14 protein-coding genes are annotated in these 13,316 nt (G+C 50.2%); 10 read left to right on the top strand and 4 right to left on the bottom strand.

From position 1 onward, the window contains the following. Positions 1 to 66: 66 nt before the first annotated feature. Both NH568_RS16990 and NH568_RS16995 read right to left on the bottom strand, forming a co-directional pair. Positions 67 to 852 (bottom strand): amidohydrolase, encoded by a 786-nt coding sequence (locus NH568_RS16990; protein ID WP_253049098.1) that lies wholly within the window; start codon positions 850 to 852, stop codon positions 67 to 69. Further along, on the bottom strand, positions 840 to 1,934 hold the full coding sequence (locus tag NH568_RS16995; RefSeq protein WP_253049320.1) for a methionine aminotransferase: 1,095 nt from the start codon (positions 1,932 to 1,934) through the stop codon (positions 840 to 842). Before NH568_RS16995 ends, NH568_RS16990 begins: the two co-directional genes overlap by 13 nt. A 158-nt stretch (positions 1,935 to 2,092) precedes the next feature. Here NH568_RS16995 and NH568_RS17000 point away from each other — a divergent pair, with 158 nt between their 5' ends. The 3 genes from NH568_RS17000 to NH568_RS17010 are packed head-to-tail and all read left to right on the top strand — an operon-like array spanning position 2,093 to position 3,929. Further along, complete coding sequence (locus tag NH568_RS17000; protein WP_253049099.1) at positions 2,093 to 2,707, top strand: methylthioribulose 1-phosphate dehydratase; 615 nt, start codon at positions 2,093 to 2,095, stop codon at positions 2,705 to 2,707. Next, the gene (gene mtnC, locus NH568_RS17005; RefSeq protein ID WP_253049102.1) at positions 2,704 to 3,390 is read left to right on the top strand and encodes an acireductone synthase; all 687 of its coding nucleotides are present in this window, start codon (positions 2,704 to 2,706) and stop codon (positions 3,388 to 3,390) included. The genes NH568_RS17000 and mtnC overlap by 4 nt, the downstream gene beginning before the upstream one ends. Continuing rightward, positions 3,387 to 3,929 (top strand): cupin domain-containing protein, encoded by a 543-nt coding sequence (locus NH568_RS17010; RefSeq protein ID WP_253049105.1) that lies wholly within the window; start codon positions 3,387 to 3,389, stop codon positions 3,927 to 3,929. The genes mtnC and NH568_RS17010 overlap by 4 nt, the downstream gene beginning before the upstream one ends. A gap of 24 nt (positions 3,930 to 3,953) precedes the next feature. Here the strand turns inward: NH568_RS17010 and mtnA are convergent, their stop codons facing one another. Next, the gene (gene mtnA / locus NH568_RS17015; RefSeq protein ID WP_253049108.1) at positions 3,954 to 4,976 is read right to left on the bottom strand and encodes an S-methyl-5-thioribose-1-phosphate isomerase; all 1,023 of its coding nucleotides are present in this window, start codon (positions 4,974 to 4,976) and stop codon (positions 3,954 to 3,956) included. Between the two features lie 181 nt (positions 4,977 to 5,157). Here mtnA and mtnK point away from each other — a divergent pair, with 181 nt between their 5' ends. Further along, positions 5,158 to 6,360: an S-methyl-5-thioribose kinase gene (gene mtnK / locus NH568_RS17020; protein WP_253049111.1), complete on the top strand. Its 1,203-nt coding sequence runs from the start codon at positions 5,158 to 5,160 to the stop codon at positions 6,358 to 6,360. 57 nt (positions 6,361 to 6,417) lie between these two features. On the opposite strand, the gene NH568_RS17025 is transcribed toward mtnK, so the two are convergent. Further along, positions 6,418 to 8,181: a DUF885 domain-containing protein gene (locus tag NH568_RS17025; RefSeq protein WP_253049114.1), complete on the bottom strand. Its 1,764-nt coding sequence runs from the start codon at positions 8,179 to 8,181 to the stop codon at positions 6,418 to 6,420. Positions 8,182 to 8,501: 320 nt separating this feature from the next. On the opposite strand from NH568_RS17025, the gene NH568_RS17030 reads away from it, so the two are divergent. The 6 genes from NH568_RS17030 to tatB all read left to right on the top strand — a co-directional run bounded on the left by NH568_RS17030 (position 8,502) and on the right by tatB (position 13,316). Further along, positions 8,502 to 9,509, top strand: coding sequence for a GGDEF domain-containing protein (locus NH568_RS17030; RefSeq protein ID WP_253049117.1), 1,008 nt, complete (start codon positions 8,502 to 8,504; stop codon positions 9,507 to 9,509). Between the two features lie 144 nt (positions 9,510 to 9,653). Continuing rightward, positions 9,654 to 10,409, top strand: coding sequence for a bifunctional demethylmenaquinone methyltransferase/2-methoxy-6-polyprenyl-1,4-benzoquinol methylase UbiE (ubiE, locus tag NH568_RS17035; protein WP_046005834.1), 756 nt, complete (start codon positions 9,654 to 9,656; stop codon positions 10,407 to 10,409). 23 nt (positions 10,410 to 10,432) lie between these two features. After that, the gene (locus NH568_RS17040) at positions 10,433 to 11,050 is read left to right on the top strand and encodes an SCP2 sterol-binding domain-containing protein (RefSeq protein WP_253049120.1); all 618 of its coding nucleotides are present in this window, start codon (positions 10,433 to 10,435) and stop codon (positions 11,048 to 11,050) included. A gap of 10 nt (positions 11,051 to 11,060) precedes the next feature. Beyond that, on the top strand, positions 11,061 to 12,671 hold the full coding sequence (ubiB, locus tag NH568_RS17045; RefSeq protein ID WP_253049125.1) for a ubiquinone biosynthesis regulatory protein kinase UbiB: 1,611 nt from the start codon (positions 11,061 to 11,063) through the stop codon (positions 12,669 to 12,671). Positions 12,672 to 12,731: 60 nt separating this feature from the next. Beyond that, positions 12,732 to 12,977 (top strand): Sec-independent protein translocase subunit TatA, encoded by a 246-nt coding sequence (gene tatA / locus NH568_RS17050; protein WP_054016084.1) that lies wholly within the window; start codon positions 12,732 to 12,734, stop codon positions 12,975 to 12,977. A 6-nt stretch (positions 12,978 to 12,983) separates the two neighbouring features. Then, a complete protein-coding gene (tatB, locus tag NH568_RS17055; RefSeq protein WP_253049127.1) occupies positions 12,984 to 13,316 on the top strand; it encodes a Sec-independent protein translocase protein TatB in 333 nt (110 codons plus the stop codon).

Here is a 13,316-nt window from a genome sequence, read left to right on the forward strand (position 1 = left end):
TCTGCACAGAGGTCCATCAGTGTATGTACAGCGCGGTTTAGGTTTCACCGCGCTGTATCTGGTTTCTTATTGCAGGGCAAATGAGTCCGCATCCAGATGCGCAGGAAAGCCCAGCTTGAAGGACTCCAGCAACGCCCTATCCAGGCTGACCACCAGCACGTCGGCTTTATCATCCGCGATACCCGCCAGTAGGGCACCGGTGTAATCATATGCGGCTGTCCCACCATTGTGTGCTGTGCCATAGCCATCCTCACCAACCCGGTTACAACCCAGCACATAACACTGGTTTTCAATCGCTCTGGCTTGCAATAACGTATCCCAGATGCGACGTCGGGCAGCAGGCCAGTTTGCCACATTGATCATCACATCATAGTCATTGCGATTACGCTGAAATACTGGAAAGCGCAGGTCATAACACACCTGAGGTAAGATCCTGAAGCCATTTATCTCGAATACCACACGCTCCTCTCCGGCAATGACATACTCCCCTTCTTTGCCCAGACAAAACAGGTGGCGTTTATCATAGTAGCGCACTGTGCCATCCGGCCAGCACCAGTAAAAACGATTGGCTTTCTTGTTACCTTGCATCACCAGTACGCTGCCCGCCACAACTGCCTGCCAGCGCTGCGCCTGCTGTTGTAAAAAAGCTAGGGCCTTACCCTCCAGGGGAGGTTCTGCGCAGGGTTCGGCCAACGCAAAGCCTGTCGCGAAGGTTTCCGGCAAAATGATTAGATCACAGCTGTGTAATTGATCCTGTTGGGCTTGCAGCTGAGTATCCAGCTGAGCAAAGTTATTCTGAGGTGCCAGCCAGTCAATCGACTGCTGCACCAATGCAACGGTTAAAGTTGACATAGGCGCTTCGCAGCCTCCTGTAAGGTGCTGTCTTCTTTGGCAAAGCACAAACGGATCACCTTATCTGTACTGCCGCCGGCATAGAATACACTGAGGGGGATCGCCGCAACTCCGACTTCCTCCGCAAGATATTCGCAAAAACGCACATCGTCCAGTGACGAAATGGCACTGTAGTCCAACAACAAGAAGTAGCTGCCTTCACTGGGCAAAATGGTAAATCGGCCCGGCTGAAGTGCTTCAACCAGCAGATCACGCTTATGCTGATAGAAATCAGACAATGCATCGACATGTTCCGGCTCCTCTTTGAGCATATCAGCCAGCGCCAGCTGCGCCGGGGTAAAGCAAGAGAAGGTGACATACTGATGGATCTTACGAAACTCATCACTGAGCGCCTCAGGTGCAATACAGTATCCCAGCTTCCAGCCGGTGCAATGAAAGGTCTTACCAAAACTGGCCACCACCATGGCTCTGGCTGCCAGATCAGGGTCCCGCAACGCACTCATATGCGGCTGAGCATCAAAGGTAATATGCTCATACACTTCATCGCTGATCAGATACAGGTCATGCTCATTTACCAGCGCCTTTAGCGCTGTCATGTCCGCGGCCTTGAGCGTTTTTGCACTTGGGTTATGCGGTGTATTGATAATAATCGCGCGCGTTTTTGCTGTCACCGCGGCCGCAACCTGTTGCCAGTCAACCCGATAATCAGGTGCCTGTAGCGCGATATGCACACTGGTACCGCCGGCCAGCTCAATGGCTGGATGATAAGAATCATACGCAGGATCGAACACTATCACTTCATCACCCGGGCGCACCAGCGTCTGAATGGCAACAAACAGTGCCTCTGTGGCACCTGCTGTCACGGTTACCTGAGCGTCTGCCCGGATCTTGGCCCCGTATTTTCGTTCAACCAGTGCGGCAATTTGCTGTTGCAAAGCAGGCATGCCGGGTGAAGGCGCATACTGATTCATACCCGCCTGAACATACCGGGCCAGTCCGAGCTTGAGCCGCTCAGGCGCATCAAACTCAGGAAAACCCTGAGACAAATTGAGTGCGCCATGCTGATTGGCCAGCGCGGTCATTTTTGAAAAAATACTGGTGCCTACATGAGGTAATTTACTTTCCACGGCCAAGTCCTCGTTTGCGTGTGGTGTAACGGCCCAAGCGATGCTATCATTGCTGTAAATAGAAGTATAGCCGTCTAAAATCATCCACGATATTACTCGTGAGAGGTAAGCGTATGCAATCAGCACAAGCAAAACATGCCCTGATAGAAGCCGGAGGCTGGCTCAGCGAACAAGGCTGGGTACCGGCAACCGGAGGCAATTTCTCCATTAGAACAGAGCAAGGCTTTGTTGTCACGGCCAGTGGTCATGACAAGGGCGCATTACAACCTGAGCATTTTCTGGAATTCGACATCGAGGGCACACAAACAGCCGGCACTGGTAACCCCTCGGCTGAAACCGAGCTACATCTTGCGCTTTATGCACTCAGCCCTCGCACCCATTGTATCTTACATACTCACTCTGTTGCCGCCACAGTCTTGTCACGCCTGACAGCACATCACAGCCTGGACATCACTGGGTATGAAATGCAAAAAGCCCTGCATGGCTATACCAGCCACCTGGAAACTCTGGCCATTCCGGTATTCGATAACGATCAGGATATTCCCGCCCTGGCTGGTCGGGTAGCTGAATATCATTCCCATACGCCTATCCAACACGGCGTGCTGATCCGCGGGCATGGGTTGTATGCCATGGGCGGTGATATCACCGAAACCCGTCGCCATATTGAAGCACTGGAATTTTTGTTTAACTGCGAACTGACGCGCCGACAACTGGAAAAAAACGGATGATCAAAGCAATTCTAACCGACATCGAAGGCACCATTACGCGCATCTCTTTCGTTAAAGAGATTTTGTTTCCCTATGCCGCGAACAACCTGACAGATTTCGTCACTCAGTATGCGCAACAACCCGAAGTCAGTGCGCAATTGGACGCCGTGCGCGCTGAACTGGGCGAGCCACGCGCTTCGCTGGAGCAGGTTATTCAGGCGCTACTTAGCTGGATCGCCGAAGATAAAAAAATAACCCCGCTGAAGCAATTACAGGGCATGATCTGGCAGCATGGTTATCAGAATGGCGACTTTACTGGCCATATTTATCCGGATGCCTACCAGTTTTTGTGCACAGAGCATGACGCCGGCAAGGCACTTTATGTATATTCATCCGGCTCCGTTCAGGCTCAACAACTGCTGTTTGCGCATTCAGACTATGGCGATATGCGACCTATGTTCAGTGGCTATTTTGATACCCGGGTGGGTGCCAAACAACAGCCTGAAGCCTATCAAGCCATTGTCAGTCAGTTATCTTTTGCGGCGCACGAAATTCTCTTTCTAAGTGATGTCGTGGCCGAACTGGATGCCGCCAAAGCAGCCGGATTGCAGACCTTACAGCTGTGGCGCGATGCACAGCCACGTGCACAACAGCACAAATATATTGAAGATTTCAGCCAATACCATGCACAGGAGTCGCTATGAGCCAGTTGACCGTTTTCCACGACCAGCACCAGAATAAAATAGAGTTCCAGAGTGAAGCACATCACCAGATAGCCGCCCAACTGAGTAAAGTAGGTGTACGTTTTGAACAATGGCAGGCCGCTTATGATGTCGCTCAGGCCACCTCTCATGACGATATTCTTTCGGCTTATCAAGCAGATATTGCGCGACTAACAGCACAAGATGGATATCAAACGGTAGATGTGATCTCCTTACCCAAAGGTCACCCCGACGCAGCCTCACTGCGTCAGAAGTTTCTCTTTGAGCATACTCACAGCGAAGATGAAGTCCGCTTCTTTGTGCAAGGACAGGGGCTATTCTGCCTGCATATTGGCGAGCGGGTGTACCAGGTGCTGTGTCAGCAGGGCGACCTGATCTCAGTCCCTGCCAATACACCTCACTGGTTTGATATGGGCAGCGATCCTGAGTTTACAGCGATCCGGCTATTCAACAATGAACAAGGCTGGGTAGCACAAAGTACCAGCAGCCCAATCGCAGAGCGCTTTCCGTTACTGGATTAAAACGCCCTTACGGCACGGGTCTTCTCATACCGTGCCTAATACGCCAGCTGCAACCTCTTGCGGATAATATACCCCGGTATCGAGTACCCAGGCCGTGACTAACGCGGCAGGCGTGACATCAAAGGCAGGATTGTACACTTTCGCCTGCTCCGGCGCCCACTGGCAACGACCAAAGCTGCCACTCACTCCTGTGACTTCTGTCTCTGCGCGCTGCTCAATAGGAATGTCCTGCCCGGATGCACAGCTGCTGTCCAGCGTCGTCACTGGTGCTACAACATAGAAAGGGATCTGGTGATAATGCGCCAGTACAGCCAGGTTATAAGTCCCCACCTTATTAGCAAAATCGCCGTTAACCGCAATGCGATCTGCGCCGACGAGAATCTTATCGACTTTGCCCGCAGCCATAAGGCTGGCTGCCATATTGTCGCAGATCAGCGTGTATGGGATCTGCCACTGAGCCAGCTCATAGGCCGTCAGGCGTCCCCCCTGTAATAAAGGCCGGGTTTCATCAACCCAAATATGAATATTCGAGTGTTGCCTGGCTGCATGATGGATAACCCCTAATGCCGTACCAACACCTGCAGTAGCCAGTGCCCCGGTGTTACAGTGAGTGAGAATATTGTCTCCGGACTCAACCAGTTCAGCTCCGAATGTGGCCATTCGATCGCACAAGGCACAGTCTTCCTCAAACAGACGCTCCGCCTCAGCAACCACGGCCTGCGCATACTCAGGTTGTTGCAGCGCCTCGCGCAGTCTGGCCATACAATGCATCAGGTTTACTGCGGTTGGACGCGTAGCGGTCAATTCATCAATGGCGTCGTTCAATTGCGCTTTACTGCTGCCCTGCTCTGCCAGATAAGCCACCAGCAAGCTGGCCGCCAGGCCAATCAAAGGCGCCCCGCGTACTTTAAGTGCTAAGATCAGCGACTTCATCTGCTCCACATTTTCGCAGTGATGCCATAGTTGCTGATGTGGCAGCAGATACTGGTCCAGCACTTGAACCATGCCATTTTGATATTTAAGACTGCGTGCGATTAACTCTTTCAACCTTGCTTCCCCCGGCTTGCTCCTGAGTAATGCCAATCATCAACCAGACCTGCTCGTTCAGCGTGATCCCATAATGAAATGGCTGGCAACTATTCTACATCAAGATCTAAAGATGTATAGACTTCTAAACGTTCGAAGGTATAGAATGCTGATCTAATTTTATTCTATGTGGATGATCCGGATGAGTGCTTATCAGGCGTTTGACAATGAAATGGCCATTGAATACATCAATAACCTGGGGGGGATCTTCCCGCCAGACGCCCAGCTGAACTGCTATGAGTTTGGCGATGGCAACTTAAACCTGGTGTTTAGGGTCACGGATCAACACAACCACAGTGTGATCCTGAAACAGGCACTCCCGTATGCCCGCTGTGTTGGTGAAAGCTGGCCATTGACACTGGACAGGGCGCGTATTGAAGCCAACGCATTGCTCCGCCATGGTAAGGTCTGCCCGACGCACACCGTTAAAGTGATACATCATGACAGTGTGCAGGCCGTCACCATACTCGAAGATTTAGGCCACCTGCGCATATTGCGTGGGGAGCTCAATGCCGGGCGTACCTTTGCGAATCTGGGGAGGGATGTTGCCCGGTACCTGGCCACAGCCAGCTTTTATCACAGCGATTTCTACCTCAGCGCGACCGAAAAAAAATCCCTGGTACAGACTTTCACTAATCCGGAGCTTTGCGCCATCACGGAGGAGTTGTTTTTTGATGACCCTTATCAGGACTCTGAGCGCAACCACTATCCCGATGCGCTGAGCCCTGAAGTCAGTAAGCTTCGTCGCAATAAAGCGCTCAAACTGGCCATAGCGCAGCTCAAAACGCGCTTTTTGTCTTCGCCCCAGACACTGTTGCATGGTGATGCCCACAGTGGCAGCCTGTTTGTTGATGACACAACAACCAAACTTATTGACCCGGAATTTGCCTTTTTCGGCCCCATTGGGTTCGATCTGGGGTCTTTCATCGGCAATTTGCTGTTGAACTTCTGCGCCCAGCATGGCCGCATCAGCGAGCCATCGAAACGCCGCGATATTCATACATATTTGCTGCGCACCATAGATATCTGTCTCAACGAGTTTGAGCAGCAGTGGCTCAGTTTGTGTAAACAACAGGGTAAAGACAGCACTTTGCTGGTAGCAGGATATGCTGAACACTTTTTACATGAAGTCTTTCAGGATGCCATCGGTTACTGTGGTTGCGAAATGATCCGACGGACAATAGGTCTGGCCCATGTCAGCGATCTGGATGAAATTGAGGATGAACAGGCTCGTCTTCGCGCCCAGCGCCTGGCTCTGGAAGTGGGTGAACAACTGATCCTGCACGCCCGTAGCTGTCACAGCAAAGAAGCTTGCTACCAGCTGATCATCAGTGTATTGCAGTAATTCAGAGCCGCAAGCAATGCAGATCAACCCACAATTGCGGATTGATCTGCATGTGGTTTAGCGGGTTTGATCCGCTTGTTGCGCCGATGCAATATAGTTATCGATCTGGGATTCCAGCACGCTTAATGGTACTGAACCATGACGCAGGATCTGATGGTGGAACTCACGAATATCGAAGGCATCACCTAATGCCGTCTCGGCTTTCGCACGTAGGCGCTTAATAGTCAGCTCTCCAACCTTGTAAGACAGGGCCTGCCCCGGCCAGGAAATATAGCGATCGGTCTCGGTTTTAACATTGTGCAGTGACAAGGCGGTATTATCGCGCATAAAGTTCATTGCCCTTTCGCGGCTCCAGCCGTACATATGCATGCCGGTATCCACAACCAAACGGGCCGCCCGCCACATTTCATAGGTCAGACGTCCAAAGTTACTGTACGGATCCTGATAGAACCCGGCTTCCAGGCCCAGGTACTCCGCGTACAATCCCCAACCTTCACCAAATGCCGAAATATAAGAATCGCGACGGTAGTCAGGTAAATAATCTAACTCCTGATTCAGTGAAATTTGCAAGTGATGCCCAGGCACAGCTTCATGCAAAGTCAGTGCTTCAAGTACATACAAGGGACGTTTATCCAGGGCATAAGTATTCACCCAGTAGTAGCCTGCATCTGTATCCTTGTCCGCGCCCAGATAGCGACCTGTGGTGTACTTAGGTGCGATCGCATCTGGTACCGGGGCCACACCATACGGGCGGCGCGGCAGCGTATGGAAGAGTTTAGGTAGCTGAGCGTCCATTTGCTTCGCAATATACGCCGCTTCCTTAAGCAGCTCTTCGGCACTGTTGGCGTAGAATTGAGGGTCTGTTCTCAAAAACTGCACAAATTCGGCAAAGCTTCCTTCAAATTCGGTTTGCCTGATGATTTGCATCATTTCACCTTTGATCCTGGCAACCTCTTTAAGTCCCAGTTCGTGGATCTCTTTGGGTGTCATTTGCGTGGTAGTGAAATGTGCAGTGCGATTACGATAAAACTCGACACCATTTGGTGTACTGGAAATACCGATGTCATCCCGTGCACCCGGTCGATACTCTTCGACAAAAAACTTTAAATACTCGCGATACGCGGGAATAACCTGCTGTGCCAATACCGTTTTTGCCCGCGCCTGGATCGCGGCAAACTCCTGCTCAGGCAAATTATGCTGATTGACAGCAAAAGGCCTGAAAAACTGCGATTGCGTTACATCATCGACAATAAACGCTTCAATAGACGATTCATATCCTGTCAGCACCGCTTTGGGCTGAGTCAGCCCCACTGCCAGCCCCTTGCGCATCCAGTCAATATTTTGCTGGAAATAACGTGGCACTTCAGCGAGCTTATTCAGATACACCTCATATCCCGCAGGCCTGCTCAAATCCACATCATTAAACAGCCAGGGCAGACTACTGTGAAATCCACTTTCAGACTTGAGCGGCATGTAATGTGCGTTGAAACGGTAGCGATCGACCTGATCCTGGATTTGGGCGCGCAAAATCGTCAGATTGATACGGTTGTCTTCACTTAAATTTCCCGTGTTTAGTGCGTCTAATCGCTGAAGAAAGCGTTCACGCTCCGTATTTTGAGTCGCCAAAGCGGTCGCACTTAGATCGGGCAACTGAGTTTTAATCGTGTCTCGATTGTCGTTACGAAACGTCATAACTTGCTCAGCCAGACTGGTAAATTGCTGATCGGCACTGACCTGAGTCAGCTCACACCCCGTCAGTCCCAGTGCCAAAGTCACAGCGCACACAGTGCGAGATAGAGTGGTTTTCAGTGAAGCGTTCACGCGAGTGATCCTTTAACAATAATGTGAAATTTACGCAACACCTAAACATGCCAGTAAGAGGCTTGCAACTTAAAACGACCAGTCACTGATTGACGCCTGTCAGGGTTCAATCAAGCAGGCCCCAAGAGACCAAGGAAAAAGTGATTACTAATTCATCAGCCCTGAAGAAAAGCAATAAATTTGCCTCTGAACATTGAATTTTGCTTTGCAAAACCCGGAAGAGCGATTAATGTAGCCGCAACGAAGCTGGCACCTCAGAGGTGCGATATCAGACGCTTCGGCAATTCGTACAACAGCAACTGATTATTGTGGTAAGTGAAATGATGTTCCATGATTCCATGGCAATGGCACAAGAAAAAATGACTAAAGTTTGTCAGTTTCTGGAACAGAATCAGTTGCCCCCTACGCCATTGAATTACCATATAGGCTATGTCTATATCAGCCAGACCAATCGTGACCTGACCGAACGTCTGGATCGGGACATTCGTAACCGTGTTGCTATAGATAGCATTTACATTGAGCAGCTCTATTATGAGTACCTGCAAAAAGAACATCAGACTGAAGCCAATCTAATCCAGCAAGTCGGCGGTATGATCGATCAGCTCAATGACTCAGCGCAACAGTCACAGCAAAGTCTGATCGGCTTTGCTAAGCAAATCAATCACTGCCTTCATAATCTGGATGAACACAATGTCGTGAAAACCCGGGCTGCCCTGAAGGATTTTGGTGGGCATACCGAGCAACTACTGAAACAACACCAGCAGTTTAAAAATGCCTTGCGAAGAGCACGTGAAATTCATGAGAAGCAGCAACAGCAGTTACTGAAACTGCGTAAGCAGCGCATTTTAGACCCGCAAACCGGTCTTTATAAACGCCATTATCTGGGGCATAAAACGCAACTGTGGCTAACTCAGGATAAATCAATCTGTGCCATTTCAGTGCTGATCGAAAATCTGGATGCCTTCAGCCAGGACTTTGGTGAACTGGTTGGCGAAACGGTGCTGCAACGTGTCGCTAAACGGATCCAGAAGTACGTGCTACAAAGTGGCCTGCCGGGCAGAACGGGTAAACAAGAGTTCACCATTGTACTGGCTGACTGTGAAGTCGACACTGCGGTGGTGGTGGCAGAAAAAATACGCCGCGGCGTGACCCGACTCAAGTTTGTCAGTGCCAAAGGTGATGTGTCGTTTCCGGATATCGATTTGGCCATTGGGATTGCACAACATCAACCGGAGCATGATTTCAACACCCTGTCACAACGTGCCGCCTTTGCCGCCAAGAAAGCCCAGTCTCTGGGTCAGAATTATTATATATCCGCGCCCAATTAGTAACGGCGAGCAGGCCACCAAAGTGCAATAGGACATCTACACCTGGGGTTATTGATTAATCTGGTTAAATTGCTGACACCGATTGCGCTCACTGAGTGCGATCAAGTACACTATTGACACCCAGATCCGGCACAAATAACGCACATGAAAGAAGCAAATCGCGACACCACACACTTTGGCTATAAAACAGTAGCAACGCAGGAAAAGGCCTCCATGGTGGCTGATGTTTTCCATTCCGTGGCTGCAAAGTATGATGTGATGAATGACTTGATGTCATTTGGGATCCATCGCTTATGGAAGCGCCAGACCATTGCGTGTTCAGGTGTCCGTCAGGGCCATAAAGTTCTGGACCTGGCCGGTGGTACCGGTGACCTGACCGCGAAGTTCAGTGAACTGGTTGGTGAATCAGGTCAGGTTATCCTGGGTGATATCAACGACTCAATGCTGCGCGTTGGACGAGACAAACTGCGTGACCTCGGTCGGGTCGGTAATATCGAATATGTGCAGATGAATGCCGAAGCCCTCCCCTTCCCGGACAATAGCCTGGATGTGATCACCATTGCTTTCGGACTACGTAATGTTACCGACAAAGACAAAGCACTACGCTCCATGTATCGCGTATTAAAGCCCGGAGGCAGACTACTTGTTCTTGAGTTTTCAAAAACAGACAACGAGGCACTGTCCAAGCTCTACGACTTTTATTCGTTCAACATTCTGCCAACCATGGGCAAATTGGTTGCCAACGACAGTGAGAGCTATCGCTACCTGGCTGAGTCCATTCGTATGCATCCGGATCAGGAAACACTCAAGTCAATGATGGAAGAAGCCGGTTTTGAACAGGCAAGCTATCAAAACCTCACGGGCGGTATCGTGGCACTCCACCGAGGCTTTAAATTCTAACTCCGGGGAACAAAGGAAACTGTATGTGGATCACGCTGCTCACAGCCGTTGCCGAAAGCGCACTGGAAAAACTGCTGGACAAAGAGCCGTCTCTGGCCGTTCAGCTTTCCTCTGTAGAACATAAAACACTGGCCATTACCTTAACGGATCTGGGGTTGTGTTGTGCGCTACATTACGTAGGGGAGCAACAAGGTAAGCCGTGCTGTTTCGTCTACGGTCATTATCAGGATCAGGCTGACTGCCACATCACCACGACCTTATCGACCTTAGGTGAAATTTCCGATCCAAGCCAGCTAACGCGCCTGATCCGTGAAGAAAAGCTGGACCTGGATGGCGATCTGCAATTGGCACAAAGTTACAGTAAAGCTTTTTCTGGGTTACGTATTGACTGGGCTGAACACTTGTCCGCTCACCTTGGCGATGCGCCGGCACAACTGCTTGTAGAACGCTTTAATTTAGCCACCCAAACCGGGGCTGGCCACCTCAAAACACTGCAACGAACCTTTGCTCAGTTATGTCAGGATGAGCTTAAAGTGGCCGTTCATCCACTTGAAGTTCGTCAGTTCAAATCCCATACGCGACAGTTGGCGCAACAGCTCGCAGCACTGGAACAACGTATTAACGCCTTAAGCGAATTATAAGGAGCTGGATTTGTCCATCGCTCGTCTGTATCAAATCGGTAAAACGTTTCTCAATTATGGCCTTGACGACTTGCTGCCAAGGCAAAAACAGCCTTGGTATGCCCGGGCAATAAGGCGCAGTCTGTTCTGGCTGCCAAACCAGCATCGCGACAAACCCCTCGGCGCGCGATTAAGACTGGCACTGCAAACTTTGGGGCCCGTGTGGATCAAGTTTGGCCAGATGCTATCCACACGCCGCGATCTGCTGCCGCCGGATATTGCTGAAGAGCTCGCCCTGTTACAGGACAAAGTCGCTCCCTTCCCCGGCGATCAGGCACAGTCTTTAATAGAAAAAGCTCTGGGGCTGGACACCATTAGCGACGGTTTTGTTGAGTTTGAGCAAACACCACTGGCATCTGCCTCCATCGCACAAGTTCATTGCGCCAAACTGGTGGTTGATGACGAGCTCAGAGAAGTGGTGGTCAAAGTGATCCGGCCAAATATTGAAAAACAAATACTGGCAGACTTGTCGCTGATGGAACGTTTTGCCCGCTTACTGGCTAGCCTGATCAGCGCTGGACGCCGATTGCGACCCGTGGAAGTGGTCAGGGAATATCGCAAAACCTTGCTGGATGAATTGGATCTGATGCGTGAAGCTGCCAACGCTATTCAGCTGCGCCGCAACTTTGAAGGATCTGACTCACTGTATATTCCTGAGGTATACAGTGACTATTCCAGACGTAATGTGCTGGTAATGGAGCGTATTTACGGCATTCCAGTTTCAGATACTGAGTCGCTGCTGGCGCAGGGCACCAATATGAAGGTACTCGCAGAGCGAGGCGTCGAAGTGTTCTTTACCCAGGTGTTCCGCGACAGCTTTTTCCATGCCGATATGCATCCGGGCAACATCTTTGTCTCTCGGGAAGACCCCCATAATCCGAAGTATATTGGCATTGACTGTGGCATCGTTGGCACTTTGAATCGCGAAGACAAACGTTATCTGGCAGAAAACTTCATTGCTTTTTTCAACCGCGACTATCGCCAGGTAGCACAATTGCATGTCGATTCTGGCTGGGTACCTGCGGATACGTGTGTTGAAGAATTCGAGTTTGCCATTCGCACAGTGTGTGAGCCAATCTTTAACAAGCCTCTGGCCGAAATCTCATTTGGTCATGTACTGGTCAATCTGTTCAATACAGCGCGACGCTTTAATATGGAAGTACAACCACAGCTGGTACTGTTACAAAAAACCCTGTTGTATGTAGAAGGTTTGGGTCGCCAGCTATACCCGCAATTGGATCTATGGAAAACCGCCAAGCCCTTTTTAGAAAAATGGGTGCAGGATCAGGTCGGTCCGCTGGCTGTTGCGAAAAAACTCTATACTAATTTGCCGTTCTGGGCAGAAAAAATGCCAGAACTGCCGGATCTCATTTATCAGAACCTGAAACGCAGTCAGCGCCAGAGCACGCCAATTGCACCCAGTCAAGGCAGCGATACGCGCGCACTGCTGCTTGGCATAGCCGCTGCTGCACTCACTATCGTGGCTGGTTTGTGTTTTATTGACGAACGCCAGCTCGCCAGCGGTGTCTGCTCAGTACTGGCAATCGCAATATTTATCAAAGCTTGGCGTAAAACAGGGTGATATTTTACACACTCGGCGTATAATCTTTATTAATTCAATAACACAATAAACGGAGTAAACATGGGTTTTGGTGGTATCAGTATTTGGCAATTGCTTATCATTCTGGCCATTATTGTGCTTTTATTCGGCACTAAAAAACTACGTGGCATCGGCAGTGATTTAGGCAACGCAGTAAAGGGCTTTAAAAACGCAGTTGCAGAAGACGAAGAAGAAAAAAAGTCGGATAAAGCTGAAAATAAAGAGCAACTTACCGATCAAGCGGCACAAGCTAAAACAGCCAGCGAAAAAGAAAAAGACAAGGTGTGATCTGACATGGGGATGTGGGAACTCGTTGTAGTGATGATCGTTGGCCTGATAGTGCTTGGGCCTGAACGCTTACCTGTTGCAATCAGAACAGTGAGTCGCTGGATCAACACCGTCAAATCTGTCGCCAACTCTGTTAAAGCAGAGGTGAACGAAGAATTGCGCGTACACGAGTTGCATAGCAACCTTAAAAAAGCCGAAGAGCAAGGTCTGGATAACATCGCGCCGGGCCTGAAGCAATCGGTGGAGGAGCTACAACGCGCGGCAGAATCAGTGCGTCACAGCTATGGCAAGTCTCCAGATTCGTCAAAAAACGACAAAGATCCGTCCTCTCCAAACTAA

Source organism: Pseudoalteromonas sp. XMcav2-N (genome assembly GCF_024124545.1).
Lineage (GTDB): Bacteria > Pseudomonadota > Gammaproteobacteria > Enterobacterales > Alteromonadaceae > Pseudoalteromonas.

Excerpts from the sequence above, each read along its gene's own strand:
- NH568_RS17030 (WP_253049117.1), top strand. The coding sequence starts at position 8,502 with ATGATGTTCCATGATTCCATGGCAATGGCACAAGAAAAAATGACTAAA.
- tatA (WP_054016084.1), top strand. The coding sequence starts at position 12,732 with ATGGGTTTTGGTGGTATCAGTATTTGGCAATTGCTTATCATTCTGGCC.
- NH568_RS16990 (WP_253049098.1), bottom strand. The coding sequence starts at position 852 with ATGTCAACTTTAACCGTTGCATTGGTGCAGCAGTCGATTGACTGGCTG.
- NH568_RS16995 (WP_253049320.1), bottom strand. The coding sequence starts at position 1,934 with ATGACCGCGCTGGCCAATCAGCATGGCGCACTCAATTTGTCTCAGGGT.
- tatB (WP_253049127.1), top strand. The coding sequence starts at position 12,984 with ATGGGGATGTGGGAACTCGTTGTAGTGATGATCGTTGGCCTGATAGTG.
- NH568_RS17000 (WP_253049099.1), top strand. The coding sequence starts at position 2,093 with ATGCAATCAGCACAAGCAAAACATGCCCTGATAGAAGCCGGAGGCTGG.
- ubiE (WP_046005834.1), top strand. The coding sequence starts at position 9,654 with ATGAAAGAAGCAAATCGCGACACCACACACTTTGGCTATAAAACAGTA.
- mtnC (WP_253049102.1), top strand. The coding sequence starts at position 2,704 with ATGATCAAAGCAATTCTAACCGACATCGAAGGCACCATTACGCGCATC.
- mtnK (WP_253049111.1), top strand. The coding sequence starts at position 5,158 with ATGAGTGCTTATCAGGCGTTTGACAATGAAATGGCCATTGAATACATC.
- NH568_RS17010 (WP_253049105.1), top strand. The coding sequence starts at position 3,387 with ATGAGCCAGTTGACCGTTTTCCACGACCAGCACCAGAATAAAATAGAG.
- NH568_RS17040 (WP_253049120.1), top strand. The coding sequence starts at position 10,433 with ATGTGGATCACGCTGCTCACAGCCGTTGCCGAAAGCGCACTGGAAAAA.